The organism is Pseudomonas sp. LY-1 (genome assembly GCF_053502595.1).
Map to the genome: position 1 here is coordinate 5,171,823 of NZ_CP094353.1, position 26,648 is coordinate 5,198,470.

General features: G+C 60.9%; 24 protein-coding genes. 9 read left to right on the forward strand and 15 right to left on the reverse strand.

Going from position 1 to position 26,648, the window contains the following annotated elements:
- Positions 1-51 precede the first annotated feature (51 nt).
- Positions 52-2,322: a bifunctional 23S rRNA (guanine(2069)-N(7))-methyltransferase RlmK/23S rRNA (guanine(2445)-N(2))-methyltransferase RlmL gene (rlmKL, locus tag MOQ67_RS23645; RefSeq protein WP_017845222.1), complete on the reverse strand. Its 2,271-nt coding sequence runs from the start codon at positions 2,320-2,322 to the stop codon at positions 52-54.
- Positions 2,323-2,852: 530 nt separating this feature from the next.
- On the opposite strand from rlmKL, the gene rmf reads away from it, so the two are divergent.
- Complete coding sequence (gene rmf, locus MOQ67_RS23650) at positions 2,853-3,068, forward strand: ribosome modulation factor (protein WP_002553055.1); 216 nt, start codon at positions 2,853-2,855, stop codon at positions 3,066-3,068.
- 124 nt (positions 3,069-3,192) lie between these two features.
- Here the strand turns inward: rmf and MOQ67_RS23655 are convergent, their stop codons facing one another.
- The 5 genes from MOQ67_RS23655 to sctC all read right to left on the reverse strand — a co-directional run bounded on the left by MOQ67_RS23655 (position 3,193) and on the right by sctC (position 7,019).
- The gene (locus tag MOQ67_RS23655; RefSeq protein ID WP_017845221.1) at positions 3,193-4,221 is read right to left on the reverse strand and encodes a quinone-dependent dihydroorotate dehydrogenase; all 1,029 of its coding nucleotides are present in this window, start codon (positions 4,219-4,221) and stop codon (positions 3,193-3,195) included.
- Positions 4,222-4,307: 86 nt separating this feature from the next.
- Positions 4,308-4,769, reverse strand: a complete 462-nt coding sequence (locus tag MOQ67_RS23660) for a transglycosylase SLT domain-containing protein (protein WP_046489398.1) — start codon at positions 4,767-4,769, stop codon at positions 4,308-4,310.
- 7 nt (positions 4,770-4,776) lie between these two features.
- On the reverse strand, positions 4,777-5,154 hold the full coding sequence (locus MOQ67_RS23665) for a winged helix-turn-helix domain-containing protein (protein ID WP_026139810.1): 378 nt from the start codon (positions 5,152-5,154) through the stop codon (positions 4,777-4,779).
- Between the two features lie 168 nt (positions 5,155-5,322).
- A complete protein-coding gene (locus MOQ67_RS23670) occupies positions 5,323-5,538 on the reverse strand; it encodes a FliM/FliN family flagellar motor switch protein (RefSeq protein WP_017845218.1) in 216 nt (71 codons plus the stop codon).
- Between the two features lie 14 nt (positions 5,539-5,552).
- A complete protein-coding gene (sctC, locus tag MOQ67_RS23675; RefSeq protein WP_198717642.1) occupies positions 5,553-7,019 on the reverse strand; it encodes a type III secretion system outer membrane ring subunit SctC in 1,467 nt (488 codons plus the stop codon).
- A gap of 273 nt (positions 7,020-7,292) precedes the next feature.
- Here sctC and MOQ67_RS23680 point away from each other — a divergent pair, with 273 nt between their 5' ends.
- The 5 genes from MOQ67_RS23680 (at position 7,293) to cobA (ending at position 12,995) form a co-directional block, all read left to right on the forward strand.
- Positions 7,293-8,519: a CmpA/NrtA family ABC transporter substrate-binding protein gene (locus MOQ67_RS23680; protein WP_046382430.1), complete on the forward strand. Its 1,227-nt coding sequence runs from the start codon at positions 7,293-7,295 to the stop codon at positions 8,517-8,519.
- A gap of 13 nt (positions 8,520-8,532) precedes the next feature.
- Positions 8,533-9,108 carry an ANTAR domain-containing response regulator gene (locus MOQ67_RS23685; RefSeq protein WP_017845215.1) on the forward strand — a complete coding sequence of 192 codons (576 nt, stop codon included), beginning with the start codon at positions 8,533-8,535 and terminating at the stop codon, positions 9,106-9,108.
- A 235-nt stretch (positions 9,109-9,343) separates the two neighbouring features.
- On the forward strand, positions 9,344-10,555 hold the full coding sequence (locus tag MOQ67_RS23690) for a nitrate/nitrite transporter (protein ID WP_017845214.1): 1,212 nt from the start codon (positions 9,344-9,346) through the stop codon (positions 10,553-10,555).
- Complete coding sequence (locus tag MOQ67_RS23695; RefSeq protein ID WP_126585501.1) at positions 10,555-12,225, forward strand: bifunctional protein-serine/threonine kinase/phosphatase; 1,671 nt, start codon at positions 10,555-10,557, stop codon at positions 12,223-12,225. The genes MOQ67_RS23690 and MOQ67_RS23695 overlap by 1 nt, the downstream gene beginning before the upstream one ends.
- Before the next feature lie 26 nt (positions 12,226-12,251).
- Positions 12,252-12,995, forward strand: a complete 744-nt coding sequence (gene cobA, locus MOQ67_RS23700; protein WP_198717630.1) for a uroporphyrinogen-III C-methyltransferase — start codon at positions 12,252-12,254, stop codon at positions 12,993-12,995.
- A 60-nt stretch (positions 12,996-13,055) separates the two neighbouring features.
- Here cobA and MOQ67_RS23705 read toward each other — a convergent pair whose 3' ends face one another.
- The 8 genes from MOQ67_RS23705 to ppsA form a co-directional block, all read right to left on the reverse strand.
- A complete protein-coding gene (locus tag MOQ67_RS23705) occupies positions 13,056-14,039 on the reverse strand; it encodes an OmpA family protein (protein WP_017845211.1) in 984 nt (327 codons plus the stop codon).
- A 107-nt stretch (positions 14,040-14,146) separates the two neighbouring features.
- On the reverse strand, positions 14,147-14,737 hold the full coding sequence (gene sigX, locus MOQ67_RS23710; protein ID WP_448675629.1) for an RNA polymerase sigma factor SigX: 591 nt from the start codon (positions 14,735-14,737) through the stop codon (positions 14,147-14,149).
- A gap of 87 nt (positions 14,738-14,824) precedes the next feature.
- Positions 14,825-15,649 carry a mechanosensitive ion channel family protein gene (locus MOQ67_RS23715; protein ID WP_017845209.1) on the reverse strand — a complete coding sequence of 275 codons (825 nt, stop codon included), beginning with the start codon at positions 15,647-15,649 and terminating at the stop codon, positions 14,825-14,827.
- A gap of 2 nt (positions 15,650-15,651) precedes the next feature.
- The gene (locus tag MOQ67_RS23720) at positions 15,652-15,897 is read right to left on the reverse strand and encodes a hypothetical protein (protein ID WP_005790375.1); all 246 of its coding nucleotides are present in this window, start codon (positions 15,895-15,897) and stop codon (positions 15,652-15,654) included.
- Positions 15,898-15,983: 86 nt separating this feature from the next.
- The gene (locus MOQ67_RS23725; protein WP_017845208.1) at positions 15,984-16,979 is read right to left on the reverse strand and encodes a zinc transporter ZntB; all 996 of its coding nucleotides are present in this window, start codon (positions 16,977-16,979) and stop codon (positions 15,984-15,986) included.
- A gap of 25 nt (positions 16,980-17,004) precedes the next feature.
- Positions 17,005-17,496 (reverse strand): ribonuclease E activity regulator RraA, encoded by a 492-nt coding sequence (gene rraA, locus MOQ67_RS23730; RefSeq protein ID WP_017845207.1) that lies wholly within the window; start codon positions 17,494-17,496, stop codon positions 17,005-17,007.
- 188 nt (positions 17,497-17,684) lie between these two features.
- Complete coding sequence (locus MOQ67_RS23735) at positions 17,685-18,674, reverse strand: alpha/beta fold hydrolase (RefSeq protein ID WP_141123233.1); 990 nt, start codon at positions 18,672-18,674, stop codon at positions 17,685-17,687.
- Between the two features lie 105 nt (positions 18,675-18,779).
- Positions 18,780-21,155: a phosphoenolpyruvate synthase gene (gene ppsA / locus MOQ67_RS23740; RefSeq protein WP_026139809.1), complete on the reverse strand. Its 2,376-nt coding sequence runs from the start codon at positions 21,153-21,155 to the stop codon at positions 18,780-18,782.
- A gap of 178 nt (positions 21,156-21,333) precedes the next feature.
- Between ppsA and ppsR the strand changes: the two genes are divergently transcribed.
- Entirely contained in the window at positions 21,334-22,152 is an 819-nt protein-coding gene (gene ppsR, locus MOQ67_RS23745; protein WP_017845204.1) for a posphoenolpyruvate synthetase regulatory kinase/phosphorylase PpsR, read from the forward strand.
- A gap of 110 nt (positions 22,153-22,262) precedes the next feature.
- Here ppsR and MOQ67_RS23750 read toward each other — a convergent pair whose 3' ends face one another.
- A complete protein-coding gene (locus tag MOQ67_RS23750; RefSeq protein ID WP_026139808.1) occupies positions 22,263-23,687 on the reverse strand; it encodes an aminotransferase-like domain-containing protein in 1,425 nt (474 codons plus the stop codon).
- A gap of 160 nt (positions 23,688-23,847) precedes the next feature.
- Between MOQ67_RS23750 and MOQ67_RS23755 the strand changes: the two genes are divergently transcribed.
- Together MOQ67_RS23755 and moeB are read left to right on the forward strand one after the other, a co-directional pair.
- Positions 23,848-24,741 (forward strand): DMT family transporter, encoded by an 894-nt coding sequence (locus tag MOQ67_RS23755; RefSeq protein WP_162231523.1) that lies wholly within the window; start codon positions 23,848-23,850, stop codon positions 24,739-24,741.
- Between the two features lie 23 nt (positions 24,742-24,764).
- The gene (moeB, locus tag MOQ67_RS23760) at positions 24,765-26,627 is read left to right on the forward strand and encodes a molybdopterin-synthase adenylyltransferase MoeB (RefSeq protein ID WP_198717631.1); all 1,863 of its coding nucleotides are present in this window, start codon (positions 24,765-24,767) and stop codon (positions 26,625-26,627) included.
- Positions 26,628-26,648 lie beyond the last annotated feature (21 nt).

Sequence of the window (26,648 nt, forward strand, 5' to 3'; positions counted from 1 at the left end):
AAAAGCCGCAAGACCGGATAATTCCAGGCTTGCGGCTGATGGGTGGAGCAATCAGCGAGCAGTGATTTTCCAGGCCCGATGGATCTTCGCGTTACGCGCAAAATCCGGGTCGAGGGTCTTGTCGCTGATCTCCTCGACCGCGTAGCGTTCGCTGAGGTTGTCCTCAAGCACGAACTTGCGGAAGTTGTTCGAGAAGTACAGCACGCCGCCCGGTGCCAGGCGCGCCATGGCGAGGTCGAGCAGTTGCACGTGGTCGCGCTGCACGTCGAAGATCCCTTCCATGCGCTTGGAGTTGGAGAAGGTCGGCGGGTCGATGAAGATCAGGTCGAACTCATCGCGACTAGCTTCCAACCACGCCATCACATCACCCTGCTCCAGGCGGTTCTTGTCGGAGAAACCGTTGAGGGAGAAGTTGCGGCGCGCCCAGTCCAGGTAGGTCTTGGACAGGTCGACGCTGGTCGTGGTGCGCGCGCCGCCCTTGGCCGCATGCACGCTGGCGGTGGCGGTGTAGCAATACAGGTTGAGGAAACGCTTGCCGGCCGCCTCTTTCTGGATACGCATACGCATCGGCCGGTGGTCGAGGAACAGGCCGGTGTCAAGGTAGTCGGTGAGGTTGACCAGCAGCTTCACGCCGCCTTCGCTGACCTCGGTGAACTTGCCCTGGGCGCTCTGGCGTTCGTACTGCTTGGTGCCGCTCTGACGCTCGCGGCGCTTGACCACCACGCGGCTCTTGTCGATGTTCAGCGCCTGGGGAATGGCCGCCAATGCGTCGAACATGCGCGCGGAGGCTTTTTCCGGGTCGATGGATTTCGGCGCGGCGTATTCCTGCACGTGGACCCAATCGTGATACAGGTCGATGGCCATGGAATATTCCGGCATGTCGGCATCGTAGACGCGGTAGCAATCCACGCCCTCACGCTTGGCCCACTTGCCCAGTTGCTTGAGGTTCTTTTGCAGGCGGTTGGCAAACATCTGCCCGCCTTCGCTCAGGCGCGCCTGTTCGACCACGGGGGCCGGCGCCGGTGCAGGTTTGATCGGGTTGCCGTTCTTGTTGTACTGACGCTCTTGCGGCTCGGTCGGGGCCTGGTCGTAGGCCGCTTGTTCACGTTCGGCCTGGCGCTGCTCCGGGGTGCGGCGCTCGCCGGTGACGAACTGGTCCGGGTTGACCTTGATCAGCAGCAATTTGCACGGCAAGGCGCCGTTCCAGAATGAATACTGCTTGTGACTGCGGATGCCCATGCGCTTGCCCAGGTCCGGCGCGCCGGTGAACACCGCCGCCTCCCAGCCCATGCACGCCTGGCGCAGACGCTCGCCGAGGTTCTGGTAGAGGTACAACAGGCTCGCTTCGTCGCCCAGGCGCTCGCCGTAGGGCGGGTTGCAGATCACCAGGCCTTTCTGATTCTGGTCCGGACGCGGCTCGAACGTGCCGACTTCGCCCTGGTACACCTTGATCCAATGGCTGAGACCGGCACGCTCGATGTTGTTGCGAGCAGGCTGGATCAAGCGCGGATCGGCTTCGTAGCCACGAATCCACAACGGCGGCTTGTTCATGCCGATGGCAGCGCGCTCGCTGGCCTCGGTGTGCAGTTTCTTCCACAACGCCGGGACGTGACCGAGCCAGGTGGTGAAACCCCACAGTTCGCGATTGAGGTTGGGCGCCATATCGGCGGCGATCATCGCGCCTTCCACCAGGAAGGTGCCGACGCCGCACATCGGGTCGGTCAACGCGCCGCCTTCCGCGGCGATGCGCGGCCAGCCGGCACGGATCAGGATGGCTGCAGCGAGGTTTTCCTTCAATGGTGCGGCGCCCTGCTGCAGGCGGTAACCGCGCTGGTGCAGGCTGTGGCCGGACAGGTCGAGGGAGAGAATCGCTTCGCCACGGTCCAGGCGCAGGTGGATGCGCAGGTCCGGGTTGATCTTGTCGATGGACGGACGCTCGCCGGTCGGGGTGCGCAGCTTGTCGACAATCGCATCCTTGACCTTCAGCGCGCCGAAGTGGGTGTTGTCGATGCCCGAGCCGTGACCGCTGAACTCCACCGCCAGGCTGCCGTCCGGGACCATGTGATCGGCCCAGTCGATATCCAGCACGCCATGGTAGAGGTCTTCGGCGTCCTTCATCGGGAAGCGCTTGAGGACCAGCAACACGCGGTTGGCCAGGCGCGACCAGAGGCACAGGCGGTAGGCGGTTTCCATGTCGGCCATGCCGCGCACGGCCGAGGTGTGCTCGCGGGCTTCCTCAAGGCCAAGCCCGACGGCTTCCTCGATCAGCAGGCCTTCGAGGCCCTTGGGGCAGGTGAGGAAGAGTTCAAAACGGTCCGACATGGGCAATCCAGGCTTTTCAGCAATAAATGAACGGGCGACGCATCGCCGGCTCGGTTTTCAATCAAGCACTTTTCTTGAAGAGTGCCCGCGTGGCACGAATGTGCCGTCCCACCCCGTCTGGCGGGCCTGTGGGCCTTGATTGACGGGGCAGAGAGATAAGTGATGCAACAAAAAGAAATATTCAGACCCTTCGTCGAATAATAACCGACTGCAACGGGCGGGCTTTTTCAGCAAGGGATTAAGCCATTCTCTTCGTAAGGCACATCATAGCCGGCTTTGCCCAATAAAAGGGGCGAAAAGCCATCCCAGCTTATGGCTATAACATCGTTATTGTTACGTGCTTATGACAAAACGATCATTGAATCCATGTGACCTATTGGTTAGAACTCAACACAGGTCAGCGCCACAACGACGCTGGCACATTGGCTCGCCACGCCGGCAGCGGGCCGCACCAACGGCAGAAAAACTCTGCCCGGCCTCAGACGAGGCCGAAGGATATCAAGACAGTCAACAAGTGAGGGAAACACCCTATGAGAAGACTTAAGCGTGATCCGTTGGAAAGAGCATTTTTACGCGGATATCAATACGGCGTTCATGGCAAATCCCGTGAGCTTTGCCCATTTACTCTACCGTCGGTACGCCAAGCCTGGATCAACGGCTGGCGAGAAGGACGCGGCGACAACTGGGACGGTATGACAGGCACTGCGGGCATCCACAGACTCAACGAACTTCACGCGGTCGGCTAATCAAGGGCATTCAATTCCGACACCAGCACGAATATAGCTAACGACTTAACCACGCACGCCCTATCCAGGCGGCGGGCTTCGGCCCAGGGGCTCCTCTTGAGGAGCCCTTTTTATTGGACGTGTGTCAGGCCTTTTTGGGCAATGCCGCGATCGCGTCCACCGCCTCGCGAATCAGCGCCGGGCCTTTGTAGATAAAGCCGGAATACAGCTGCACCAGGCTCGCGCCAGCGGCGATCTTCTCGGCCGCGTGCTTGCCTTCGGTGATACCGCCGACCGCGATGATCGGCAAGCGCCCGGCCAGCTCGGCGGCCAGCACCTTGACGATGTGCGTGCTTTTGTCACGCACCGGAGCGCCCGACAAGCCGCCCGTTTCGTCACCATGGGCCAGGCCTTCAACACCGACACGGCTGAGGGTGGTGTTGGTGGCAATCACCGCATCCATGCCTGACTCCACCAGGGCCTGGGCGACCAGCACGGTTTCTTCATCCGTCATGTCCGGGGCGATCTTGATCGCCAACGGCACACGCTTGCCATGGCGCACGGCGAGGTCTTCTTGGCGCAAGCGCAAGGCTTCGAGCAATTGCTTGAGGGAATCACCGAACTGCAGGCTGCGCAGACCCGGGGTGTTGGGCGAGCTGACGTTCACCGTGACGTAGCTGGCGTGGGCGTAGACCTTGTCCAGGCAGATCAGGTAGTCATCCACCGCGCGCTCCACCGGCGTGTCGAAATTCTTGCCGATATTGATCCCGAGGACGCCCTTGTACTTCGCCGCCTGGACCCGCGACAGCAGGTGATCGACACCGAGGTTGTTGAAGCCCATGCGGTTGATGATCGCCTCAGCCTCCGGCAGGCGAAAGATGCGCGGCTTGGGGTTGCCCGGTTGAGGGCGCGGGGTCACGGTGCCGATTTCGACGAAACCAAAACCCAACTGCGCAAAGCCATCGATGGCCGTACCGTTCTTGTCCAGGCCGGCAGCCAGCCCGACTGGGTTGGGAAAGTCGAGCCCCATCACCGAAACCGGCATTTTCGCCGGTGCCTTGCATACCAGGCCATTGAGCCCCAGGCGGCCACCGGCACCGATCAGGTCCAGGGACAGATCATGGGAAGTCTCCGGGGAGAGTTTGAACAACAGCTGGCGGGCCAGGGTATACATGGGCGGGCTAGACTCGGATGGCGGCGATAAGTGGCGGCGATTATAGCCGGGCTGGCGGCCTGCGTGCGAGGCGTGCCGCCCAATCGTCAGTAGCGATGCGCGACCAACGCTTCGTAACGGGCCCAGACCTTCTGTGCGTACTGCAAGCGCAACGCCTCACGCTGTGGACCAGGCCCCGGGCCTGCGTTGTAGGCGCCGATGGCCGTCCAGTTATAGCCGAAGCGCTGAACGAACTCGGCAAGAATCGAGGCCCCGACCTCTACTGACAGGCACGGCTCACTCAACAGCCGGTCTTCGGTGATGCCTAATTTGAGCAAGCGGGGCAAGTGAATGCTGTTGATCTGCATCAGACCGATATCGCGGGTGCCGTTGCGATTGTTGTAATTCATCGCACCCGCACGGTAACCCGACTCTACGGCGGCAATGGCCTGCAGCAATTCCGGCTCAAGATCGTAGCGACTGGCCACCTCATCCCAACAATACGCCAGCGCCTTATTGCTGCCCATCAGCACTGCCAGTAACAGGCCCTTGCGCCACGCATTGCGCATCCCGGGGCTACCTGCCACAGGCCGAACAAACGGCGATGGGCGGCAATGAGGCGCGCTCGGCTGGCCGCACCGGGCATGTAAAGCGATAGCCCCTGCCATAGATCGTCTTGATAAACCCTTTGTCGGCGCGCAGATGTTTACGCAACGAATAAATGCAGCGCGTCAGCGACTCCTCCGACACCTCTCCCTGGCGCCAAGCCATTTCAAGCAAACAGTCTTTGGTCATCAGCGCACCACCGGACACCAACAACAAGCGCAGCACTTGCCATTCCTTGGGCGGCAACTGGATATCCACGCCCTCGCCGGTCAAGCGTCCATCGCCATGCAGGGTCCAGCGGCCAAAGACCAGGGAAATCGTCATCCCTCCATCATTCACCACGGCCATACACACCTCTGCATCCAACCACTGACATTGAAATCCTGATTTCCAGAAATGGCGCATACGCCGACCGCACGACTATAAAAAAGGCCTCCCCGAGCCACCCTAGGAGAAAGCCCATATCAGCAGGGCTTTCCGGAAGCGCCTTGTAAGAAATCTCACTGGAACTGATAACTAAGGCGATACCCACTCCTGGTAGACCTCAAGCAGCTCAACCCCCAGGCGGTCTTCCAACTGCACCAATTCGCCCAGAGCCAGTAACTGGCCGTTGACGCGCACTTCCACGCAATGGATGACCTCCGGTGCCAGCGGCAGCACTTTCCCCGGTGCAAACAACGCCAGCCGCTTGCGCGTGATCAGTTGTTCCTGCAAAAGAATTTCCAGATGCATGACGAGCGCCTACCTCATTGATCGACATCGCGAATCGACCGCACAAACGCACGTTGCACCCGTTCGTATTGCGGCTGAGTCAGCGGTGGCGGCCCGACGGTGCCATCCAGGGTCTTGAGCTCGTTGCCCACGGCCCGGGCCTGAATCACAAACAGCCGTACTTCGGCACGCTGGCCACGCGCAGTGGCACGCCCCTGCGCATCAACATCCCGGCGAAACCCGCCCAACCACAGGCGTTTCCCCTGCGGCATCCGAACGACACTGCTGACGCTGACCCTCCCGACCGCGGTCATTTTCTGACGCCGCCCCGCCTCGCCCATCTGGCGGTCATCCTCAAGGCTCAGCAGCATCTCGATCTCGTTCGCCTCGGCAAACCGCGGCAACGCGCTGACCTGGGTGCCATAGCGTATGGGTTTCCAGTCGGTGCGAGCGACGGCGGGCCCCGGCACGTAGAGTGTGTGGTTATCCTGGAACACCGCAGGAACGTTCTCCTGGGTGAGAATCACCGGCAGTGTCACCACCCGCGCGCGCCGTCGTCGCTCCAGCACGGCGATCTGCGCCATCAGGCGATTGTCCTCCAACGGCTCCAGCACCCGGGTCGCCGAAGTTGATGTGTGGGTTTCCTCGGCCCAGGCCTGATCGATTTTCTTCAGTTCGTCACGGTCCACGTCCACCAGCCACAGCGAAACCTCGATCGCGCGCTTGGGCACATCCAGCTCCGCCACCAATTGCTCGATAAAACGCACCTGGGCAGGCTTGCCCTTGATCAGCAGGCTGTTGGTATCCGGGTAAGGAATCACGGCCAGGCTCTTGTCGGCCAGCAAGCCGGGCGGCCGTTGCGCGGGGGCCTGTTGTTCGCGGGAAAGCACGGTCTCGATCAGCGACGCCATGCCCGGCACATTGACCTTTTCATCGCCCATGACGTACTCGCGGTCCGCCACATGGGTATTGAGCACCTGCACCACGCCAAACGCCTGCTGGCCCACACGGAGCGCGGCCCGCTGGCGGTCCATCAATTGCGTAAGGTGCAGCACCTGGTCGACATAGTTCGCCGGCCCGGACACATAGAACATCCGGCCCCCGCTCTCCCGCAGCGGGTAGCGGGACTCATCGAGCCCCGAGCGACGCATGAACTCGCGCAGCCTTGAGACGGAAATATGCCGCAGCGTCACCGCCGAGCTCTTCGCTTCATCTGCTGCGTAGAGGTAGAGCACCTGCCCGTCGCTGTACCAGATCAGGTGATGCTGCTCGGCTACCGCCTCCAGCACCTGCTGTGCCCGGCTGAAATCGTAGGTTCCGTCAACGCGTTGCCGAGCCGCCGACCGGCTGACAACGACCGGCAGGCCGAGAGGCAGCGACAACGCGCTGAAAAACGTGTGCAGGCTTTCGTCCCGCGCCTGGTAAGTCTCACCCCGGGCAGACGCACAGCCCAGCATCAACACCGCGTAAAACAGCCAGCGGCACAGCCGATGGGCGGCCATCGTTGTCGGAGAATCAGCGTACACCGTGGGGTTTCCTGGGCAGTCTGGCATAGGGAAGCGGCCATACTGAAAGCCTGTGGCGTTTCAATCTTGATGGAAAGTTGACGGCGTAGCGCGCCGTTCCGCCCGTGGCATGTGCCTTGCTATGCACTCTGTATCAGAGCGCGCGCCAACGTCGGAGCGGGCTTACGGACAAAGGCGTCGTTACCCGCAATGGCTCGCGCCGCCATCTGAGGGAGCGACGCTTTTTTTTGAACGAAAAGGTAGGTGTTGATGAACGATTCGGACGGCAACAGCCCGATAAACGACCCGCTGGCTTGGGTCAACGGCAGTGACGCCCCGGAAAAGAGCAGCCTCGACCTGGGCTTCATGGCCTTGAGCGATTGCGCCTCGCTGGTGGTCGCGGCCACCCAGGGCTTCGCGCAACCCTATGGCTTGACACTGAACCTCAAGCGTCAATCGTCGTGGGCCAACCTGCGCGACAAACTGGTCAGCGGCGAACTGGATGCCGCCCACAGCCTGTATGGGCTGATCTACGCCGTACACCTGGGCATCGGCGGCGTGGCCGCCACCGATATGGCGGTACTGATGGGGCTGAACCAGAACGGGCAGAGCATCAACCTGTCCCACGACCTGCAACAGCAAGGGGTGGTCACTCCTGAGGCACTGGATCGCCACGTGCACCAAAGCCGAACAAAACTGACCTTCGCCCAGACGTTTCCCACAGGCACCCACGCCATGTGGCTGTATTACTGGCTGGCGAGCCAAGGTATCCATCCATTGCAGGATGTGAACAGTGTGGTGGTACCGCCGCCGCAAATGGTGGCGCACCTATTGGCTGGGCGCATCGACGGTTTTTGTGTCGGCGAACCCTGGAGCGCCAGTGCGGTGAAGCAGAACCAGGGCTTCACCCTGGCGACCAGCCAGGCGATCTGGCCGGACCACCCGGAAAAGGTGCTCGGCTGCACCCAAGCGTTTGTCGACCAATACCCCAACACCGCCCGCGTACTGGTGATGGCGATTCTGGAGGCCAGCCGCTTTATCGAGGCGAGCCACGAAAACCGCCGTTCCACCGCGCAGCTGCTCAGCGCCCGCGAGTACCTCGACGCGCCACTCGACTGCATCGAGCCGCGTCTGCTCGGGACTTACGACGATGGGCTTGGCAACCAGTGGCAAGATCCCCACGCACTGCGCTTTTTCGCCGATGGCGAGGTGAACGTGCCCTACCTCTCCGACGGCATGTGGTTCATGACCCAGTTTCGCCGCTGGGGCCTGTTGCGCGAAGACCCGGACTACCTCGGCATTGCCCGCCAAGTGCAGCAACTGGAGCTGTATCGCCAGGCAGCCGATGCCGTCGGCGTCACCGCGAACGCCCAGGACATGCGCAGCAGCCAACTGATCGACGGCAAGATCTGGGATGGCTCCGCCCCCGCCACCTACGCCCGCAGCTTCCGCCTCCATGCCCTGGCTGACCACACCAGCCGCCACGCCTTGCGCTGACAGGAGGACCGATATGTTGCGAATCCTGTTGATCAACGACACACCGCGCAAGGTCGGGCGCCTCAAGGCGGCACTGACCGAGGCCGGGTTTGAGGTGATCGATGAGTCGGGCCTGACCATCGATCTGCCTGCGCGCGTCGAAACGGTGCGGCCGGACGTAATCCTGATCGATACCGAGTCACCCGGCCGCGATGTGATGGAGCAAGTGGTGCTGGTCAGCCGCGACCGACCGCGTCCGATCGTGATGTTTACCGACGAACACGACCCGGACGTCATGCGCCAGGCCATCAAATCCGGCGTCAGCGCCTACATTGTCGAAGGTATCCAGGCCCAACGCCTGCAGCCGATCCTCGACGTGGCCATGGCCCGCTTCGAAAGCGACCAGGCCCTGCGCGCCCAGCTGCAGGCCCGCGATCAACAGCTGGCCGAGCGCAAGCGCATCGAACTGGCCAAAGGCATGCTGATGAAAATGAAGAACTGCAACGAGGAAGAGGCCTACACCCTGATGCGCCGCCAGGCCATGAGCCGCCAGCAGAAACTGATCCAGGTGGCGGAGCAGATCATCGCCATGAGCGAGTTGCTGGGCTAACCCTCCTCGACAGCGGCTACGGCAGATTGGCCCAGGACTTGCTAAGTATTCAACACAGGTAACCAACGGCGGTTGCCCCTTCACGACAAAGACGTCGCACACCCGGTTTGCCCTCGCGGACCCGGTGGCGGCGTTTTTTTGTTTTGGCCCTTTGACACGGGGCCGGTGGGGCGGCCGTAGCCGGCTGTTCCATCACCAGGCCTTCTTACAAGACTCCCAACCGTTGAGGTGCGTGATGAAATCAAGCTTCTGGAAATCCGGGCACACCCCGACCCTGTTTGCCGCGTTCCTGTATTTCGACCTGAGCTTCATGGTCTGGTACCTACTGGGCCCGCTGGCGGTGCAGATCGCCGCCGACCTGCACCTGACCACTCAACAACGCGGCCTGGTGGTGGCGACCCCCATCCTGGCAGGCGCGGTGCTGCGTTTTCTGATGGGCATGCTGGCGGACAGACTCTCGCCCAAGACCGCCGGGCTGATCGGCCAGGTGATTGTGATCGCCGCACTCTTCGGCGCCTGGAAACTCGGCATCCACAGCTATGAACAAGCCCTGTTGCTGGGGTTGTGCCTGGGGATGGCCGGAGCGTCCTTCGCGGTCGCCCTACCGTTGGCGTCCCAGTGGTATCCCGCGGAGCACCAGGGCAAAGCCATGGGCATCGCCGGCGCCGGCAACTCGGGCACTGTGTTCGCAGCCATACTGGCACCGGTACTCGCAGCGGCGTTCGGCTGGAGCAATGTGTTCGGTTTCGCCCTGATTCCGTTGATCCTGACCCTGATCATCTTCGCCTGGCTTGCGCGCAATGCCCCCGAACGCCCGAAGGCCAAATCCATGGCCGACTACTTCAAGGCCCTCGGCGACCGTGACAGCTGGTGGTTCATGTTTTTCTACAGCGTGACCTTCGGCGGCTTCATCGGCCTGGCCAGCGCCCTGCCCGGCTACTTCAACGACCAATACGGCCTGAGCCCGGTGACCGCCGGCTACTACACCGCCGCCTGCGTGTTCGGCGGTAGCCTGATGCGCCCACTCGGCGGCGCCCTGGCCGACCGTTTCGGCGGGATTCGCACGTTGCTGGGCATGTACAGCGTGGCAGCGATCTGCATCGCTGCGGTGGGTTTCAACTTGCCCAGCTCCTACGCGGCCCTGGCACTGTTCGTCTGCACCATGCTCGGCCTTGGCGCCGGTAATGGTGCGGTGTTCCAGTTGGTGCCCCAGCGTTTCCGCCGTGAGATCGGCGTAATGACCGGCCTGATCGGCATGGCCGGCGGTATCGGTGGCTTCGCCCTGGCGGCGGGCATGGGTGCGATCAAACAAAGCACCGGCAGCTATCAACTGGCCCTGTGGTTGTTCGCCAGCCTTGGCGTACTGGCCTGGTTCGGCCTGCACGGCGTCAAGCGCCGCTGGAGAACCACCTGGGGCTCGGCTGCCGTGACCGCCGCGCGCGTCTGATGAGCCTGCACCTGAGCGTCGCCCAGGCCAGCACCATCGGCCCGCGCGCCGAGAACCAGGACGCCCTGCGCGTGGTCACGCCCCTGGCGGAGCTGGCCGCGAGCAAGGGTTACCTGTGCGCCATCGCCGACGGTGTCAGCCAATGCGCCGACGGCGGTCTGGCCGCACGCTCGACCTTGCAGGCGTTGGCCCTGGACTACTACGCCACACCGCAAACCTGGGGTGTGGCCCAGGCGCTCGAACGTCTATTGCTGGCGCAGAATCGCTGGCTGCGGGCCAATGGCGGTGGCCAGCCGTTGCTGACCACCCTCAGTGCCCTGGTGTTTCGCGGGCAACGCTTCACCTTGGCCCACGTCGGCGACTGCCGGGCGTATCGCTGGCTGGACGGCGAATTGCAGCGCATCAGCGAAGATCATGTATGGGAACAGCCGGGCATGCAGCATGTGCTCAAGCGCGCGCTCGGCCTGGATCAACACCTGGTGCTGGATTTTCTCGACGGCCAATTGCGCGAGGGCGAATGCTTCCTGCTGCTCAGCGATGGGGTGTGGGCGACTTTGGGTGATCACAGCATCAGTGCGATCCTGCGCGAGCAGACCGACCTCGATCTGGCGGTACACACCCTGGTCACCGCCGCACACCTGGCCGGCAGCCAGGACAACGCCAGTGCCCTGCTGGTACGCATCGATAAACTCGGCGCCGCGACCCTGGGCGACGCGCTGGTGCAATTGCAGCAATGGCCGCTGCCACCCGCGCTGAAAGCCGGGCAACAGTTCGAAGGCTGGCAGGTGGAAAGCGTATTGGCGCAAAGCCGCCAGTCGTTGCTGTACCGGGTCCGCGATGCCCAGCAGCAACCCTGGTTGCTGAAAACCCTGCCCCTCAGCCGTGACGACGACAACGACGCCGGTCAAGCCTTGCTGTCTGAGGAATGGTTTCTGCGGCGGGTGGCCGGGCGCGCGTTTCCTGAAGTACACGCGGCCAGCGGGCGTCAGCACTTGTACTACGTGATGCGTGAATATCCGGGGCAAACCCTGGCGCAGCTATTCCTGCAACAGGGCCCATTGCCCCTGGCGCAATGGCAATTCGTGGCCGAACGCTTGCTGCGGGCGGTGGGCCTGTTGCATCGTCGGCAAATACTGCACCGTGACATCAAACCGGAGAACCTGCTGCTAGGTGACGATGGTGAGTTGCGCGTACTGGATTTCGGCCTGGCCTACTGCCCGGGTCTCTCCGAGGATCGCGCGCATGTACTGCCCGGCACACCAAGCTTTATCGCGCCCGAAGCGTTCCAGGGCGACCGTCCCACAGCCCAACAAGACTTATACAGCGTAGGTGTCAGCCTGTATTACTTGCTGACTGGGCATTACCCCTACGGTGAAATTGAGGCTTTCCAACGGCCCAGATTCACCCAACCGGTCAGCGCCAGCCGCTACCGCCCCGACCTCCCGGACTGGTTACCACTCAGCCTCGAGCGCGCGGTGGCGGCTCAACCTGCACAACGCTATGAAACCGCCGAAGAATGGCTGCTGGTGCTGGAGCAGGCAGACCGACGGGAGCTGAGTGTCCGCCCCCGGCCGTTGCTGGAGCGGGAACCCTTGAAGGTCTGGCGCACCCTGGGGTTGCTCTCGATGCTGATCAATCTGGCGCTTCTTTACTTACTCTTTCACCGCTGACGTCATCTCTAGACGAGGGAAAACACATGAACGCAAAAGTCTGGCTGGTGGGCGCGGGCCCTGGCGACCCGGAGCTGTTGACCCTCAAGGCGGTTCGGGCGATGAACTGCGCCGATGTGGTGCTGATCGATGATCTGGTCAACCCGCAGGTACTGGAACACTGCACGGCAGCGCGGGTGATCACCGTCGGCAAGCGTGGGGGCTGCCGCTCAACGCCGCAGGACTTCATCCACCGCCTGATGTTGCGCTACGCCCGCCAGGGCAAGTGCGTGGTACGGCTCAAGGGCGGCGACCCGTGCATTTTCGGGCGCGGTGGCGAAGAGGCGATGTGGCTGCGCGAACGCGGCGTCGAAGTCGAGTTGGTCAACGGGATCACAGCCGGGCTGGCGGGCGCGACGAACTGCGCGATTCCACTGACCTTGCGTGGTGTCAGCCGCGGCGTGACGCTGGTCACAGCGCACACCCAGGACGACAGCAGCCTTAATTGGCGCGCGCTGGCGGAAGGCGGGACGACACTGGTGATCTATATGGGGGTGGCGAAGCTGGAAGAGCTTCGTCAGCAGTTGCTGGAAGGCGGGATGGCCGCGGATATGCCCGTGGCGATGATCGAAAATGCCTCATTGCCGCAGCAGCGGGAGTGCCGTAGCCATTTGTCGCAGATGCACGAGGATGCGCAGGCGTTCGCCCTGAAGAGCCCGGCGATCCTGGTGATCGGCAGTGTCGCCGCCGCCTCGCAAGCAGCGAGCGTCGCAGCGGCAGCCAGCGCCTGAGGCAAACTCCAGGCGAAAAAAAACCCGGCCGAAGCCGGGTTTTTTTCTACTACTCAGTAATTACTGAGCAGCTTGAGCTTCAACAGCAGCTTCTACGCGACGGTTGATAGCGCGACCAGCTTCAGTTGCGTTGTCAGCAACTGGGCGGGATTCGCCGTAACCTACCGAGGTGATGCGGCTAGGTGCTACGCCGTCTTTAACCAGAACTTGCTTAACAGCGTCAGCACGACGCTGGGACAGCTTCTGGTTGTAGGCGTCTGGACCCACGGAGTCAGTGTGACCAGCCACTTCTACGTGGGTAGCTGGGTACTGAGCCATGAAGTCAGCCAGGTTTTTCACGTCGCTGTAGCTGTTAGGCTTAACAACCGACTTGTCGAAGTCGAACTTAACGTCCAGCTCAACACGAACAACCTGAGCAACCGGAGCTTCTGGCTCTGCAACTGGCTCTGGAGCTGGTGCTGGGGTAGGAGCTGGAGCAACTGCGCCAGCGTTACCGCCGAAGTTCACACCCAGGCCGACCAGTGCGGAGTAATCCCACTTGCCGTTGTCCAGTGCGTAGTCAGCTTCAACACCGGCACGAGCGTACAGGTTGTTGGTGAAGTAGTACTTCACGCCAGTACCAGCGATGAGCTGGGTAGTTTGGTCGCGACCGCTGTGGCCATCAGCACGAACGTTGCCACGGCTCTGGTGACCGACACCGCCTTCTACGTATGGACGCAGGGAGTCGACGCCAGCTTGACCGAAGTGATACTGGGCCACGAGGCTGCTGGTATCGCCTTTGATCTTCTGGCTACCGGTACCGTCGTTCGAACGGGTGTGGTTGGTCTTGTCGTAGGACAAGTTCAACGACAGGTCGTCGGTCAGGAAATAACCAATGCGAGCGCCTGGGTTGAAGCCGTCTTCGATATGTTTGACGCTATCGTTGTACTGCTTCTTGTAGAACAGCTCGCCTTCAACTGCGCCTTGGCCTTGTGCCAGAACGCCGAAAGAAGTAGCGGCAATAAGAGAACCAATGGCCAAGCCCAAGGTGTTTTTCAGTTTCATCCGTTAAATCCCCATCTGGTGATTGTAAAGCAGTCCCACAAACCGGGGGACAACTCGGCGACAAGTCTAACAGAACTTGCCTACACGTAAGAGATATTTGCCACGCACTAAGTTTCAGTCTCGCCCGCAAATTTCTCACGTAATTTATCAAGAGCACGTTTGTAACGCATTTTTGTAGCACTCAAACCCATATGCATGATGTCAGCGATTTCCTGAAATTCCAGCTCTGCGACAAAACGTAGCACCAGAATTTCGCGGTCAATCGGGTTCACATGCACCAACCAGCGATCAAGTCCGCCCTTCTCCTCGGGTGCCGGCGTCTTTTCTTCAGACGCCTCCTCAAGGGGGTCCAGACTCAAGGCGTCCATCAAGCGACGCTTTCCCCGTTCCTTACGATACTGCGTGATGCACTCGTTGTACGTGATGCTGTAGAGCCATGTCTTGAACTTCGATTTGCCCTCGAAGTTCTTCAGGCCATACAACACCTTGAGCATCACTTCCTGACAGACATCATCCGCATCTCTATCGTTCCCTAAATACCTTGAACAAACGTTGAACAGAGTGCGTTGATATCTGCGCATCAATTCTTCGTACGCGCGTGTTACGTGAAACAGCTCCGTGTGTGCGCGCGCGACCAACTCCTCATCAGAGAGCTCACGGGGGTCATAGCGCGTGGACAGCGTTTGGGCTTTATTCAAAACAAGTCGTGCCGACAGTCAGGTCAATGTCCGCCACAGCCCGGTCACCCGGGTTCGCGGCGGCGTACATTAGCAGGGTTTGCCGGGTTAGCGGCTACTGACCTGCTGCTCCAGGAGAATCCGATTGGACAGCGACACCAGGTCGCCGTCATCGGTCAGCACAGTTGTCTTGACCGTACCGATCTCCTCGATTTGCCCCTCGACCTCGCCCACACGCACGTGCTGCCCTACCTGATACAACTCACGCACATAGATTCCCGCCAGAATCTGACCGGCAATTTCCCGACTTCCCAGCCCCATGGCCAGCGCAACGGCCAGACCAACGGTAATCAAAACAATCACAATCACGTGGTTGAGCAGGTCAGTCTTGACCTCCAACTGGCTGATCGCGACGGAAATACTGATGATGATCACCAGCCCCTGAGCGATTCGCCCCAGGCCTGCTGCGTAGTCCAGCCCGACGCCTTCAGCGGCCCCGCGTACCAGCCCGTTGGCCAATTGCGCAAGCAGAACGCCGACGAGAAGCACCAGCGCGCCGCCGAATACTTTCGGTAGATACAGTGCCAGCATGTCCAGCGTAGCTGAAACTCGCTCAAGGCCAAGGGATTGAGCCGCAGAAACCAGAAAAATCAACAAAACGAACCAGTAAACGATCTTGCCGATCAAGGTCGAGATCGGCACCTGCAGCCCGGCGCGGCCGAGCAGCTTGGTCAGGCCGGTGCCTGCCATCAAGCGGTCCAGACCGAGTTTGGCGAGCAGCTTGGACAGCAGGGTGTCGAGCAGCTTGGCCACGACAAAACCCAGCAATACCAGGACCAGCGCCCCAAACAGGTTGGGAATGAAATTCGCCACCTTGGTCCACAATGCGGTCATCGCGGTGACCAGGCTCTGGGTCCAGAGATCAAGTTCCATATTCAATCAGCCTTATCAGCAGTGCGAGCAAGAGGTTTACGACGGGAAACCGGCGAGACGTGGGCCGAACCATTGTTCAGGGCCATCATCAACGCCGGCAGCCAACGACCGAGCAGACCGAACAGATCTCCCGCCCCGACCTGACGGTTGGCGGTTTTCAACACGCGGCCCAGGCAGGCATCGTCATCCCGGTTGGATGGCGAAGCATTGAGCATGTCACGCAAAGACTGTTCGAACGGATCGTGCATAAAGACCTCTCGCAAGTGTTTTAAAAGACGAGGGTTAAATTCCTGAGGTCACATCGGCCCCTTCCTACGTTCAGGTCATATTCAGCTCAAACCCAGCGCAATCGTCGAAATAGCCACCATTGTCCGAGCGCCACCGAGACCATCAACAGGCAGGCAATCACAAATCCATAAGGACTGGCGGAGAACGGTATGCCCCCCACATTGATACCTAACAAGCCGGTCAGAAAACTCATCGGCAGGAAGATCCCGGTGATGATCCCGAAGCGGTACATTGTACGGTTCATGCGTACGCTCAAGCGCCGATCTTCGGCCTCCAGCACAAGCCCCACGCGCTCCCGGGTCAATTCGAGTTCTTCCAGGTAGCGGGTCAGGCTGTTGTTCAATTCGTTCCAATAGTCGGCATCGTCATCACAGAACCACGACAATTTGATCCGCGTCAGTTGGGCAAAGATATCCCGCTGCGGCGCCAGGAATCGCTTGAGCCCGGCCGCTCGCCGACGGATCTGCAAAATGCTGCCATGCTCCGGGGTATACCGTTCGTCGGTATCGAGTTTTTCTTCCTCTACGTCGACGATTTCAGACAGGTCGGACACCAGGTCCTGGACTTTGTGCGTCAGGTACTGCGCCATATACAGGATGAGTTCAGACGCGGTTTTTGGCCCCTTGCCATCCGCCAACTGCACCAGCAACTCATCGGTGGCGCGCAACGGGCGCAAGCGCAGGGAAATCACCCGGCTGGCAGCGGCGAAGATACGCACCGAAACCATGTCTTCCGGCTCAGCGCCAGGGTTGAGGTTGACCCCGCGCAGGAACAGCAGGAGTTCCGCGTCCGGCAACGGCAACAGGCGCGGGCGGGTGTTCTCCTCCAGCAGCAGGTCACAGGCGAACTCACTCAAGCCACTGGCCTTGCGCAGCCAGGTCTGGGTTTGCGGGTGGCTGCGATCCCAATGCAGCCACAGGCTTTCCTGGGGCTGCAGTTGCAATTGGTCAAGCTCAGTTCGGGCAATCGAACGCGCACCGCCTTTACCATCCAGCACCAGGGCATGCACCAGGCCCCACTGCGCGTTTTCTTCCTCGAACATCCTCACCCCTGTCGGTTATTGCGGTTTATTCGGGCATTTTCAGCGGGCTGGGCGACACGATCACGCCATTATTGTCGGCGTAGATGTATTCACCCGGACGGAATGTCACACCGGCAAAGGTCACTGCCACGTTCAAATCGCCAATGCCGCGCTTGTCAGTCTTCATCGGGTGGCTGGCCAACGCCTGCACGCCGAGGTCGGTCTGGGCGACGACGTCGACATCCCGGATGCAACCGTAGATCACCAGCCCTTCCCAACCGTTTTTCGCGGCTTTCTCGGCGATCATGTCGCCCAGCAGCGCGCGACGCAGGGAGCCACCACCGTCGACCACCAGCACCTTGCCGGCGCCTGGCTGGTCGGCCTGCTCCTTGACCAGGGAGTTATCTTCGAAGCATTTGATGGTGACGATCTCGCCGCCAAAGGAATCGCGGCCGCCGAAGTTGCTGAACATCGGCTCGGCCACCTGCACCAGTTCCGGGTAGGCGTCGCAAAGATCGGGAGTGACGTAGTGGTTCATTGAAAATTTCCTTTCTGTCAAAGACGTGTCTTTCGAAAGAGGCGCCGGCCGAAGCAGCGGCAAAACATCCCATCCGTTTCGCCGTTACGCAATAGCCACTGCGCGACTGAATATGACCAGAAGCATTTAACGCGTCATATCTTAGCCGCAACCAAAGACGAGCGAAACGCCCTTGGCAGAGCGCTGCGTCAAACTACGACCAATGCATCAGCCTGAGCACCCAACAATGGTGTCAGCGGATCTTTCAGCCATTGCTCCACCAGCGGCCAGACCTCGGCCTGGGCCGCTTTGCTGACCAACATCTCCACATGCCCGAAATCCCCGGTAAAACCTTGTTGGCGCCCCAGGCGCAGGTATTGCCGCGGTGCGGAGCCGACTTGTTCGTACAGCTTGCGGCAGGCCCAGTCCGGGTCCTGCTGGTCGCCGGCGGCACTGACGACCAGCAGCGGCACGTCGACTTCCGCCAGGCCTTTCCACCAATCACGGCCGGCCTCGCCAAACCGGCCGAAGAGGCCATGCCAGCGCATGCTCTCGATCATCACGCCCACCGGCTCGTCCTCGGGGCCGCGCTTGAGCCGCGGGCCGGACAACTGGCCAAAGCGCTTCAGGAGCAAGCGAGCGCCCCACTCCAGCGGTGGAATTTTCAACGGCCAGTAGGTGCGACTGACCTGGCTGCCGAACAGCGCCACTGAAGCCACCGCCGGCGCACCGAGGTACTGGCCACCCAAGGCCGCCGCCAGGGTGGTGCCGCCAAGGGAATGCCCGATCCAGTGGGGAATCTGCGCGCTCTGTTCGCGCACGAACGCACCGATGGCCGGCAAATCGTAGCGGGCGTAGTCCGCGACCCGATTGCGGGTGTAGTCCTGGTTGCGCTTGGACAGGCCGTGGCCGCGCATTTCCGGTATCCACACATCGAACCCCTGGCGTGCCAGGTAGGCGCCCAGGCCGACACCTTTGGGCGAGTACCAGAAGCGCCGGTTGGAAAAGCTGCCATGTAACAAAATCACAGGGATGCCGCGGTTTTGCGCGACATCGGCCAGGCCCAGACGCGTCACGGCCAGCTCGACGGTGCCGTCGGGGCTGTTGCCGGGTTTGAGCCGGTACACATCTTCACTCAGGTCGCCACGACGTTCAGCGCTGATCAGGGCGACGGGAAACAGGTTGCTGCTGCTTTGCATAATGCTCTTGCACAAAAAAGGGCGGCGTCCGGAAGGAGTTCCGCCCTGTACAGATAAGAATGCCGGCCAACCTGACGATTGACCGGCACTTTTGACGCGTCGACCTTAGGCGGACGCTTGGCCTTCCGCCAGGAAGAACCAGGTTTCCAGCACCGAATCGGGGTTCAGCGAGACGCTTTCGATGCCCTGCTCCATCAGCCATTTGGCCAGGTCAGGGTGATCGGAAGGGCCTTGGCCGCAAATGCCGATGTACTTGCCGGCCTTGTTACAGGCCTGAATGGCGTTGGCCAGCAGCTTCTTGACCGCAGGGTTACGCTCGTCGAACAAGTGCGCGATGATCCCCGAGTCGCGGTCCAGGCCCAGGGTCAGCTGGGTCAGGTCGTTGGAGCCGATGGAGAAACCGTCGAAGAACTCCAGGAACTCTTCGGCCAGAATGGCGTTGGATGGCAGCTCGCACATCATGATCACGCGCAGGCCGTTTTCACCACGGGACAAGCCGTTTTCGGCCAACAGGTCCACCACCTGGCTCGCTTCGCCCAGGGTACGGACGAACGGCACCATGATCTCGACGTTGGTCAGGCCCATCTCGTTGCGCACGCGCTTGAGGGCGCGGCACTCGAGCTCGAAGCAATCACGGAACGCTTCGCTGATGTAACGCGAGGCGCCACGGAAGCCCAGCATCGGGTTTTCTTCTTCCGGCTCGTAAAGCTTGCCGCCGATCAGGTTGGCATATTCGTTGGACTTGAAGTCCGACAGACGCACGATGACCTTTTTCGGGTAGAACGCCGCGGCCAGGGTGCTGATGCCTTCCACCAGCTTCTCGACATAGAAGCCCACCGGGTCGTTGTAGCCAGCGATGCGCTTGTCGACGCTGTCCTTGATTTCCGGCGGCAGGCCGTCGTAGTTCAACAGGGCCTTGGGGTGGACGCCGATCATGCGGTTGATGATGAATTCCAGGCGAGCCAGGCCCACACCAGCGTTCGGCAGTTGCGCGAAGTCGAAGGCACGGTCCGGGTTGCCGACGTTCATCATGATCTTGAACGGCAGGTCAGGCATCGCATCGATGGAGTTTTGCTTGATGTCGAAGCCCAGCTCGCCTTCGAAGATGAAGCCGGTATCGCCTTCGGCGCAGGACACGGTCACACCCTGGCCATCCTTGAGCAGTTGGGTGGCGTTGCCGCAACCGACTACCGCAGGAATCCCCAGTTCACGGGCGATGATCGCCGCGTGGCAGGTGCGCCCGCCACGGTTGGTGACGATGGCGCTGGCGCGCTTCATCACGGGTTCCCAGTCCGGGTCGGTCATGTCGGAGACCAGCACGTCACCGGGCTGGACCTTGTCCATCTCGGACACGTCCTTGATGATCCGCACCTTGCCGGCGCCGATGCGCTGACCGATGGCGCGGCCTTCCACCAGCACAGTGCCGGTTTCCTTGAGCAGGTAGCGCTCCATGACGTTGGCCGAAGTGCGGCTCTTCACGGTTTCCGGACGCGCCTGCACGATGTACAGCTTGCCGTCGTCGCCGTCTTTGGCCCACTCGATGTCCATCGGGCACTGGTAGTGCTTCTCGATGATCATCGCCTGTTTCGCCAGCTCGCTGACTTCAGCGTCGGTCAGGCAGAAGCGCGCGCGCTCGGCCTTATCCACGTCGACGGTTTTCACCGAGCGACCGGCCTTGGCCTCGTCGCCGTAAATCATCTTGATGGCCTTGCTGCCCAGGTTACGGCGCAGGATGGCCGGGCGACCCGCTGCGAGGGTGCCCTTGTGTACGTAGAATTCGTCCGGGTTCACCGCGCCTTGTACGACGGTTTCGCCGAGGCCGTAGGCGCCGGTGATGAACACTACGTCACGAAAGCCCGATTCGGTATCCAGGGTGAACATCACACCGGCGGTGCCGGTTTCCGAACGCACCATGCGCTGCACGCCGGCAGACAGGGCCACCAGCTTGTGGTCGAAACCTTGGTGTACGCGGTAGGAAATGGCGCGATCGTTGAACAGCGAAGCGAACACTTCCTTGGCTGCGCGGATCACGTTTTCCACGCCGCGGATGTTGAGGAAGGTCTCCTGCTGGCCCGCGAAAGAGGCATCGGGCAAGTCTTCGGCGGTGGCCGAGGAGCGCACGGCGACAGCCATGTCCGGGTTGCCGGCCGACAGCGTGGCGAACGCCGTGCGGATTTCTTCGTTGAGTTTCTCGGGGAACTCGGCTTCCATGATCCACTGACGGATCTGGGCGCCGGTCTTGGCCAGGGCGTTGACGTCATCGACGTCCAGAGCGTCCAGCGCGGCGTGGATCTGGGCGTTGAGGCCGCTCAGTTCGAGAAAATCACGGTAAGCCTGGGCGGTGGTGGCAAAACCACCTGGCACCGAGACGCCAGCGCCTGCAAGATTACTGATCATCTCGCCGAGGGATGCGTTCTTGCCCCCTACGTGCTCCACATCATGGACGCCGAGCTTATCGAGGGAAACTACGTACTCTACCAAGGTGATCTCTCCACTTTCTGTATTGGAAAAGCTCAGGACGCCGGCTGCTCAGTAGGAGCATTCGCCAGCGCTTGTGGCCTGGACCTGGAAAATAAGTGAGAATGCGGCCCACAGAGGGACGGCAAAATCGCGCCTATCATATCCAAGATTCGCCATCAGCTTAAGGCCCAGGGCTCAAATGAAACGATCTGCTTTCTTTATTTCCGACGGCACCGGCATCACAGCCGAAACACTGGGCCAAAGCCTGCTCGCGCAGTTCGAAAACGTTACTTTCGCCAAATTCACGCGGCCGTATATCGACAACGCGGATAAAGCGCGGGCCATGGTACAACAAATCAATCTGGCGGCAGAAAAAGACGGCTTTCGTCCGATCATTTTCGACACCATCGTCAATCAAGACATTCGTGAGATCCTTGCTACGTCCAATGGTTTCATGATCGACATTTTCTCGAGCTTCCTGGCGCCGCTGGAACAAGAGTTGAGTGAACATTCCTCCTATTCCGTCGGAAAGTCCCATTCCATTGGGCATAACTCCAACTACATGGAGCGTATCGAGGCGGTGAACTTCGCCCTCGACAACGACGACGGAGCCCGCACCCACTACTACGACAAGGCCGACATCATCCTGGTGGGCGTGTCGCGCTGCGGCAAGACCCCGACTTGTCTGTACATGGCCATGCAATTCGGCATCCGCGCGGCCAACTACCCGCTGACCGAAGACGACATGGAACACCTGACGCTGCCGACCGCCCTGCGCACGCATTCGCACAAGCTGTTCGGGCTGACCATAGACCCGGACCGCCTGACGGCCATCCGCAACGAGCGCAAGCCCAACAGCCGCTACTCCAGCTATGCCCAGTGCGAATTCGAAGTGCGCGAAGTGGAAAACCTGTTCCGTCGAGAGAACATTGCGCACATCAATTCCACGCATTTCTCGGTGGAAGAGATCTCGGCGAAAATTCTGGTGGAGAAAGGCGTCGAACGCCGCTTTAAATAATCTGCTTATCTGAACCGACGCCATCGCGAGCAAGCCCGCGCCCACAGGAGAATGCATTCCAAAGGTGGGAGCGGGCTTGCTCACGATGAACGATAATTCGGTGAACCCGCCTAAAGGTGGAAGCGCCCACCGCCCTGCCCCAACGCAGTGGCCAGCGCATCAAACCCCGCCCGCAACAACTGATCATCTCCCGACGTATTGCAGATACTCGCCCGGATAAACTGCGGCACTGCGGTCTGCCCCACGGCAAACGCCTCGGCGGTGGCGATCAGGTAATTATTCTGCTTGAGTTCGGCCTCGATTTCCGACGCTCGCCAAGGCTCCGGGACTTCAATCCAGAAGTGCGGGCTATTGAGGTGCGTGCGGTATTCCAGGCCGGCCAACAGGCCCTGCACCAACGCCTTGCGCCGGCTGATCTCGTTGATCTGCTGGCGCAGCAGGTATTCCGCCGTGCCGTTCTCGATCCACTGGGTCGCCAGCTCCAGGGTCACTGGCGTGGCCATCCAGCAGGTCGAACGCAGCGCCGCCGAAATACGGCTGACCAATGCCGGCGGCGCATGCACATAGCCGACACGCAGCCCCGCCGACACGGCCTTGCTCAAGCTGCTGATCAAAATCGTACGCTCGGGCGCGAAATAGCTCAGGGGCGGCGGCCGGTCTTCCACCAGCACACCATGGGCTTCATCCTCAAGAATCAGCAGGTTGTGCTCACGACAGACTTTGACCAGCGCCTCGCGGCGTGCGACCGATAACACTGCAGTGGTCGGGTTCTGGATGGTGGGCGTGCAGTACAACGCCGAAACCCGGTGATTGCGACAGACTTCATCGAGTGCCCCGGGCAGCACACCTTCGTCATCCATCTCCAGGCCGATCAGGCGCACACCGAGCATGCGCGCGGCGGTGATCAGCCCTGGATACGTCAGTTGCTCGGTGACCACCGTGTCGCCGGCGCGCAGCAGCGCCATCATCGCGCAGAGCAACCCGTGCTGGCCGCCGTTGACGCAAATGACCTGCTCGGGGATGGGATGAAAATCGCGCTGCACCAGCCACTGCGCGCCCGCTTCGCGGTAACGCGGCAGGCCGGCGTCCGGCGTGTAGGCACTGATGTCCTGGAGAAACTTGGCGTTGGTCGACAGGGTCTGGAAACTCTGCGCCAGGAACACCGTCTCCTGCCCCGGAATATGCATGTTGCGGCTCATGTCGAAGTATTGGCGCGGCTCCTCACTGAAGTTGCGGAAACCTTCATCCCGTTGGCGCTCCATCCCACGCTTGCGCACGAACGTGCCGTCACCTACCCGTGCCACCACCAACCCCAGGCGTTCCAGCTCGCCGTAGGCCCGGCTGATGGTGCCGATGGTCACCCCCAGATTGTCGGAAAGTACCCGATGGGGCGGCAGTTTCCGTCCCGGTTCAATCAAGCCCTCGAGGATGCCCCGTTCCATAACATCGGACAGGCGCTTGTACTTGACGCCCTGCCCATTGGACAACCCCTCACGCATAATTGACACCATGTCAATATTTGTTTTGACAGCCATCTTTAGCCCTAATAGTGTGCTTTTACGGGTTCAATCGCCGAAAAAAATAACTCATTACAAGTTCAATATAGAGTTCAATTCCGGCTCAGGGAAGCAATAAACGATGCCAATGTCCGCCGTTCTCGAAAACGCTGCAAAAACCAAAACTCAAAAACAGTGGTTGGCCGGCCTGGTGACCAGTGTGATGTTTCTCATCGTTTGCCTGAGTTGGGGTACCACTTGGCTCGGCATCAAAATCGCCGTGGAGAGCGTGCCGCCGCTGACCTCCGCCGGCTTGCGCTTCCTGATCGCGTTCCCGCTGTTCCTGTGTTTTGCCATGGTGCGCCGCGAGCCGATCCTGTTCCCCCGGGAAAGCCGTTGGTTCTTCGTGTTCGTGACCCTGTCCTACTTCAGCGTGCCCTATTACCTGCTCAACTACGGCGAAATGCATGTTTCGTCCGGCCTCACCGCGCTGCTGTTCAGTTGCATGCCGGTGTTCATCCTGATTTTCTCCGCGCTGTTCCTGCGCGAGCGCATCTACTTTTCCCAGGTGGTCGGCATCGGTATCGGCTTCGGCAGCCTTTACATGATCATCAGGAGCCAGGGCCTGCACCTGGACCACGCCGAGTTCTTCGGGGTACTGGCGATTCTGAGCGCCGCGATCATGCATGCCTTGTGCTACGTCATTACCAAGCAAAAAGGCAGCGCGATCAGCGTGATCACTTACAACACACTGCCCATCGGGATCGCCGGGCTGATGCTGTTCGTAGCCGGCCTGTGGTTTGAAACACCGACTTTCGAAGCCATCACCCTGCGTTCGTGGGGCGCCCTGTTCTACCTGGGCCTGGTCGCATCGGTGGGCGGGTTCATCGTGTATTTCATGCTGCTCAAGCGCCTGAGCCCGATCATCCTCTCGTTCGTGTTCATCATCTTCCCGGTGTTCGCGGTGATCATCGGCGCCTGGTACGAAGGCGTGGCGATTTCCCGCGACCTCATGCTGTATTCGGCCATTCTGCTGGCCGGTTTTGCGATCACCAAGTTGCCCATCGAAAAACTCATGGCCAAGAAAAATTGAGCCTCTTTGAACGCGAGAGAAACATGGACGTCCTCCGCCCAGAAGCCCTGGAACAGATCTATGCCCACGCCAGCCGCAGCTACCCCGAGGAATGCTGTGGCTTCGTCTTCGCCGACGGCAGCGTGTACCTGGGCCGCAATATCCAGAACGATCTGCACCGCAAGAACCCCGAGATGTACCCGCGCAGCGCGGCCAATGGCTACACCTTTTCCGTGGCCGACACGCTGCTGCTGAACAAGGCACTTCGCAGCGACAACCCGGTGGTGGTGATCTACCACTCCCACCCTGATGTCGGTGCCTATTTCAGCGACGAAGACCAGGACAAGGCGCTGTTCATGGGCGAGCCGATCTACCCCGTCAGCTACCTGGTGGTGGATGTTCGCCAGGGCCAGGCCCTGGGCTCGAAGCTGTTTGCCTGGGATGGCAAGCATTTCGCCCTTCAACCCTTCAACGACCTGCACCCGGAGTTGTCCATGAACGCTGTCTCTTTCCCCGACATTCTGGTTCGCGTGGCCAAGCTGCCGGAATCGACCCTTGAGGGCACCGGATCGACATTGCGCGAAGTCATTGAAAACCTCTGCGACAGCCACCCGCAGTTGCGTATGCACCTGTTCCACGAGAACAACAACCAGCTCAAGGAACACTTCCTGTTTACTGCTGAGGAAGCATTGATCGAGGCGGACGACCGGCTACCGGAAAAGGCCAGGATTGAAGTGTTGCTCGCCACCTCCGGCGGCATCGATGTCGACAGCCTGAGCAATGAAGAAGTGCAGCGTTACGTGCGCCATATCACCCTGCCCGGCGTCGGTCGCGAAGGCCAGTTGAACCTGAAAAAAGCCAAGGTGCTGATCATCGGCACCGGCGGCCTGGGCTCGCCCATCAGCCTGTACCTGGCGGCAGCCGGCATCGGCACCCTGGGGCTGGTGGATTTCGATGTGGTCGAGAGCAGCAACCTGCAACGCCAGATCGTCCACGGCAACAGCACCCTGGGCATGTCCAAGGTCGCGTCCGCCAAGCAACGCTTGCAAGACCTCAACAGCCACATCCAGATCAATGCCCACGACACCGCGCTGACCGCCGACAACGCTCTGGAATTGGTCGGCGCCTACGACTTGGTGATCGACGGCACCGACAATTTCGACACGCGCTACCTGGTCAACGACGCCTGCGTGCAGTTGGGCAAACCCCTGGTGTTCGGCGCCATCTACCGTTTCGACGGGCAGATCAGCGTGCTCAATTACAAAGGCGGGCCCTGCTACCGCTGCCTGTTCCCCAAGGCACCACCAGCGGAACTGGCGCCCAATTGCAGCGCCGGCGGAGTGATCGGCGTGCTGCCGGGGGTAGTCGGGATGATCCAGGCGACCGAGGCGATCAAGTTGCTGATCGGCATCGGCGAACCCTTGTCCGGCCGCTTGATGCGCTTCGATGCGCTGGCGATGAAATTCAGCGAGATCCGCTTCAAGCGCCGCGCCGACTGCCCATGCTGTTCGGAACTGCGCCACAGCGCCCCCCCCGCGCCGACAGTCTGCGCCGACGCCGTACCGAGCAAGCCCAGCCTGGCCGAAGAGCGCTACATCAAGCCGCGGGTACTCAAACAACTGCTCGAACGCCACAGCAGCGCCGACGTACTGTTGGACGTGCGCGACGCCAGCGAACTGGAGGTCTGCAAGTTGCCGGGCGTGGTGCATATCCCCCTCGCCGAACTGGACGGTCAGCTCGACAGCCTCAGCCGAGACAACACCCACTACCTGATCTGCTACGCCGGAACCCGCGCCGAGCAAGCGGCCAGCACCCTGCTGGCGGCCGGCTTCGCCAACACCAAAGTTCTGCAAGGCGGCATGAAACATTGGGTTCGCGACGTCGAACCCGATATGCCTTTGTACTGATCACGGCCCTGGGTAACGACC